The sequence below is a fragment of the Flavonifractor sp. An112 genome (assembly GCF_904377885.1).
In the GTDB taxonomy this organism is placed as follows: Bacteria; Bacillota; Clostridia; order Oscillospirales; family Oscillospiraceae; genus Flavonifractor; species Flavonifractor avicola.
Genome location: NZ_CAJFGT010000108.1, coordinates 1 through 5161 on the forward strand (window position 1 = coordinate 1; position 5161 = coordinate 5161).

At 64.5% G+C, this 5161-nt stretch carries 4 protein-coding genes; all 4 read left to right on the forward strand.

The window, feature by feature from the left end:
* Nucleotides 1-269: 269 nt before the first annotated feature.
* From IHN22_RS12215 to eutC, 4 genes are read left to right on the forward strand one after another with little or no spacing between them, the layout of a single operon-like run.
* Nucleotides 270-1355 carry an iron-containing alcohol dehydrogenase gene (locus IHN22_RS12215; protein ID WP_191435646.1) on the forward strand — a complete coding sequence of 362 codons (1086 nt, stop codon included), beginning with the start codon at nucleotides 270-272 and terminating at the stop codon, nucleotides 1353-1355.
* Nucleotides 1355-2770: an ethanolamine ammonia-lyase reactivating factor EutA gene (locus IHN22_RS12220; RefSeq protein WP_191435648.1), complete on the forward strand. Its 1416-nt coding sequence runs from the start codon at nucleotides 1355-1357 to the stop codon at nucleotides 2768-2770. The genes IHN22_RS12215 and IHN22_RS12220 overlap by 1 nt, the downstream gene beginning before the upstream one ends.
* 19 nt (nucleotides 2771-2789) lie before the next feature.
* Complete coding sequence (locus IHN22_RS12225) at nucleotides 2790-4154, forward strand: ethanolamine ammonia-lyase subunit EutB (protein WP_087330705.1); 1365 nt, start codon at nucleotides 2790-2792, stop codon at nucleotides 4152-4154.
* 13 nt (nucleotides 4155-4167) lie between these two features.
* On the forward strand, nucleotides 4168-5040 hold the full coding sequence (gene eutC / locus IHN22_RS12230; RefSeq protein WP_191435649.1) for an ethanolamine ammonia-lyase subunit EutC: 873 nt from the start codon (nucleotides 4168-4170) through the stop codon (nucleotides 5038-5040).
* The last annotated feature ends 121 nt before the right edge of the window (nucleotides 5041-5161 follow it).

The following is a 5161-nucleotide window of genomic DNA, read 5'->3' on the forward strand; positions in this document are numbered from 1 at the left end:
GTACGTTTGCATACACCCAACACAAAAAAACAAGGAGACCCGCCGTTGGGCGGGTCTCCTTGTTTTGAACAGAGAGGTAAGAGAGAGAGGAGAATGGTTTGTCATTTGTACCTGACGCTGTTATCATATCCGTTTTTCGCCAAGGGATGGTGAACAGGCTGTGAACAGATTCTAAAGGAATGATGAAGCTTTTCTTTCGCAGGCTTTTGGTATATTCCTGCTTACTGCCGCCATACTAAGGCCATCAAGGAAGAAACAGGGGAGCGCTCATGGAAAGATTCAAGCTGAAAACCGCTATCTCCTTTGGCACGGATGCCCTGGCCGCCCTGGAGGAGCTGGCCGGCGGGCGGGTGATGGTGGTCACCGACGACTTACTGGCCAAGTCCGGCCTGCTGGACAAGGTGAAGGCCCGGCTGCCCGGCTGCACCGTGGAGACCTTTACCGGCGTGGTGCCCGACCCGCCTCTGGAGGTGGTGGCAAAGGGGGCCAGGGCATTGGCCGACTTCAAGCCCCAGGCGGTGGTGGCCTTCGGGGGCGGCTCCGCCCTGGACTGCGCCAAGGCCATGGTGGAGTACGGCAAAAAGCTGGGAGCCCCGGGGGAGATCGCCTTCTGGGCGGTGCCCACCACCGCCGGTACCGGCTCGGAGGTCACCTCCTTCGCCGTACTCACCGACAGCAAAAAGGGGGTGAAGTACCCCCTGGTGGACGACGCACTGCTGCCCCACCGGGCGGTGCTGGACCCGGTGTTTCTGGCCGGGGTGCCCGCCAAGGTGACGGCGGACACCGGCATGGACGTGCTCACCCACGCCGCCGAGGCCTATGTGGCCGCCGGGGCCAACGTGTACACCGACGCCCTGGCGGAGAAGGCCTTTGTTCTGGCCTGGCAGAGCCTGCCCGCCGCCTTCGGCGGCAGCCAGGAGGCTAAGGCGGATATGCTGCTGGCCTCCAACCTGGCGGGTATGGCCTTCAACGCCGCCGGGCTGGGGCTGAGTCACAGCCTGGCCCATGCCCTGGGAGGCCGGTTCCACATCCCCCATGGGCGGCTCAACGCCATGCTGCTGCCCCATGTGATCCGCTTCAACGCCGCCCGGCGGGAGACGGCGGAGCGGTACGCCGCCCTGGCCAAGGCCTGCGGCCTCACCCCCACCGCCAGAGGCCTGGCCTTTGCCATCGAGCGGCTGCGGGGGCGGCTGGAGCAGCCGGGCCGCCTGTCGGAGTGCGGAGTGGAGGCCAAGCAGGTCAAGGCCTGCGGGGACGAGATCGCCGCCGCCGCCCTGGCCGACCTGTGCGCTCCCTCCAATCCCAGGCCTGTGACGCCCCAGGATATCAAGGCCATTCTGCGGGAGCTGGCGTGATGGGGGAGCAGTTACTATCCGTTGGAATTGATATTGGAACCAGCACCACCCAACTGATTTTGTCCCGGCTGACCCTGGAGAATCGGGCCACCCCCTTCACGGTGCCCCGGGTGTCCATCGCCGGGCGGGAGGTGCTCTACCGCTCCGCCATCCACTTTACCCCCCTTCTGTCCGATACCGTCATCGACGGGGCGGGGGTGGGGGCCATTGTGGCCGAGGAATACGGCAAGTCGGGCTTTGACAAGTCCCAGGTGGACACCGGGGCGGTCATCATCACCGGGGAGACCGCCCGGAAGGAGAACGCCCAGGAGGTACTCTCCGCCCTGTCGGAGTTCGCCGGGGATTTCGTGGTGGCCACCGCTGGGCCAGACCTGGAATCCATTCTGGCCGCCCGGGGGGCGGGAGTGGACGAATACTCAAAGGAACATCACACCACGGTATTACACTTTGATATTGGCGGCGGCACCGCCAACCTGGCGTTATACCAAAATGGGGAGTTGGTGCGCACCGGCTGCCTGGACGTGGGCGGGCGGCTCATCAAGCTGGACAAGGACGGGCGGGTCACCTATGTGTCGCCGGTCTTTGCCCGGGCCGGGTGCCCCGCCCCGGCGATTGGAGAAAGGATTACACCCCAGCAGCTGGGGCCTGTGATCCAAATTATGGTGGAGGCGCTGGAGCAGGCGGCGGGGCTGCGGCCCGGCCGGGACAGGCTGGACGCATTTCTCACCGGGGGGACCAGCTGGACGGTGGAGGAGGTGCCGGTGGTGTCCTTCTCCGGCGGGGTGGCCGACTGTATCTACACCCCGCCGCCGGACTGGCTGGCCTTTGGAGACATCGGGGTGCTGCTGGGCAGGGCCATCGCGGCCTCCCCGGCTTTTCAGAAGGCGGGCCGGTTCCGAGGGGCGGAGACCATCCGGGCCACGGTGGTGGGGGCGGGGAGCCATGCCACCGATCTGTCCGGCTCCACCATCTTCTACCGGGATATTACTTTTCCCCTGAAAAACATCCCCATCCTCAAGCTGGCCAGCCGAGAGGAGGGGGGACCGCCGGAGGAACTGGCAGGGCATATCCGGGACAAGCTGGGCTGGTACCAGGACCAGGGAGGGCTGGTGCAGCTGGCCCTGGCCCTGCGGGGGGAGAAGAACCCCTCCTACAGCCGCATCCAGGAACTGGCCCGGGGGGTGGCGGAGGGTCTGGCCCCCCTGGTGGAAGCGGGCTTTCTTCCCATCGTGGCGGTGGAGGCCGACCAGGCCAAGGTGCTGGGTCAGGCCCTGGCCGCCCTGCTGTCCGGCCCTCTGCTCTGCCTGGACGGGGTGGAGATGGACAACGGGGACTATATCGACATCGGCGCCCCGGTGGCCGGAGGCGCGGTATTACCCATCGTTATTAAAACCCTTGTATTTCACAAATCGTAGCCGCAAAAGGAGCGATCACATGATACTCAAGACCAAGCTGTTGGGGCACGTCTATGAATTCAAATCGATCAAGGACGCCCTGGCCAAAGCCAATGAAGAGAAGTCGGGAGACCGGCTGGCGGGCATTGCCGCCGAGAACGCCGAGGAGCGGGTGGCGGCCAAGGTGGTGGTAGCCAACCTGACTCTGGCCGATCTGCGCAACCACCCCGCCGTCCCCTATGAGGAGGACGAGGTCACCCGCATCATTCAGGACGACGTAAACGAGAAAATCTACGACCAGATCAAGAACTGGACGGTGGCCGAGCTGCGGGAGTGGCTGCTGGCGGAGAACCACGACGGCGATGCCATCCGATGGGTGAGCCGTGGCCTGACGGCGGAGATGATCGCCGCCGTGGCCAAGCTGATGAGCAACATGGACCTGATCTATGCCGCCAAGAAGATCAAGGTCACCGCCCATTGCAACACCACCATCGGCCTGCCGGGCACCCTGTCCTGCCGTCTCCAGCCCAACCATCCCACCGACGATCCCGACGGCATCCTGGCCTCCCTGCTGGAGGGCCTGACCTTCGGGGCGGGTGACGCGGTGCTGGGCCTGAACCCGGTGGACGATTCGGTGGAAAGTGTGCGCCGGGTGCTGGACCGGTTCCATGAGGTGCGCAACCGCTGGAACATTCCCACCCAGATCTGCGTGCTGGCCCACGTCACCACCCAGATGGAGGCGGTGCGCAAGGGCGCTCCCTGCGACCTGATCTTCCAGTCTATCGCAGGGTCCCAGAAGGGCAACGAGGCCTTCGGCCTGGACGGCAAGCTCATTGAGGAGGCCCGGCAGCTGGCCCTGAAGGAGGGTACCGCCGTGGGGCCCAACGTAATGTACTTCGAGACCGGCCAGGGCTCCGAGCTGTCCTCCGAGGCCCACTTCGGTGCCGACCAGGTGGTAATGGAGGCCCGGTGCTACGGCTTTGCCAAGCGGTTCCAGCCCTACCTGGTGAACACGGTGGTGGGCTTCATCGGGCCGGAATATCTGTATAATTCCAAGCAGGTAATACGGGCTGGATTGGAGGACCACTTCATGGGCAAGCTGACCGGCATCCCTATGGGGTGCGACGCCTGCTACACCAACCACATGAAGGCCGACCAGAACGACATCGAGGATCTGGCGGTCCTCCTCACCGCCGCCGGGTGCAACTACTTTATGGGCATCCCCCACGGGGACGACGTGATGCTCAACTACCAGACCACCGGCTTCCACGAGACCGCCGCCCTGCGGGAGATGTTTGGCCTGACTGCTATTCCCCCCTTCCAGCGGTGGCTGGAGGACATGGGCTTTGTGGAGAACGGCAAGCTGACCCCCCTGGCGGGTGACGCTTCGGTGCTGCTGGGTTAAGGAGGTTACGACGTTGAATGAACAAGAACTGCGCTCCATGGTGGAGCGGATGGTGCTGGAGCTGGCGGGGAAGCCGACCGCTGTGACTACGACCCGGCCCGCTTCCCGGCAGGAGGAGGTAAGCCAGGGCTGCCTGGAGGACATCACCCAGATCGACCTGCGGCGGCAGTACCTGGTGGACAACCCCCGCAGCGGCCAGGCCTTTCAGGATCTGAAGTTAAAGACTCCCGCCCGGCTGGGGCTGGGACGGGCGGGAGCCAGGTATCGAACTATCTCCATGCTGCGGATGCGGGCTGACCACGCCGCCGCCCAGGATTCGGTGTTCTCCCATGTGCCTGACGAATTCGCGGTGAACAACGGCTTTGTGCCCGTCCAGACTCTGTGCCAGACCAAGGACGAGTATTTGACCCGTCCCGACAGGGGCCGCCGGTTCGACGAGGAGAACCAGGCTATCATCAAAAAGACCTTTGGACAGAACCCGAAAATTGCCCTGGTGGTAGGGGACGGACTCAGCTCCGCCGCCATTGAGGCCAACGCCGTGGACTGCCTCCAGGCGGTGCGGGCGGGCCTGAAGGCCTACGGCCTGGAGGGCGGCCCGGTGCTCTATGTAAAGTACTGCCGGGTGGGCGCCTCCGACCACATTGGCGATCTGACGGGCGCGGAAGTGGTCTGTATGCTGGTGGGGGAGCGGCCCGGCCTGGTGACCGCCGAGTCCATGTCGGCCTACCTGACCTACAAGCCCCACATCGGTATCCCCGAGTCCAAGCGCACCGTGATCTCCAACATCCACAAGGGGGGCACCACCGCCGTGGAGGCGGGGGCGCACATTGCGGAACTCATCAAGACCATGCTGGAAAGGAAGGCGAGTGGAATTGACCTGCGTTGAGGATACCAGCGGCAACGGGGCCCCGCACGGCGGGGCGCGCGTCAGCGCGTACAAGCGTTTTGCCGCCAGGCAAAACCTTGATGCCGGGCGAATTCACTTTGCCCGAGCAGATGAAAATACA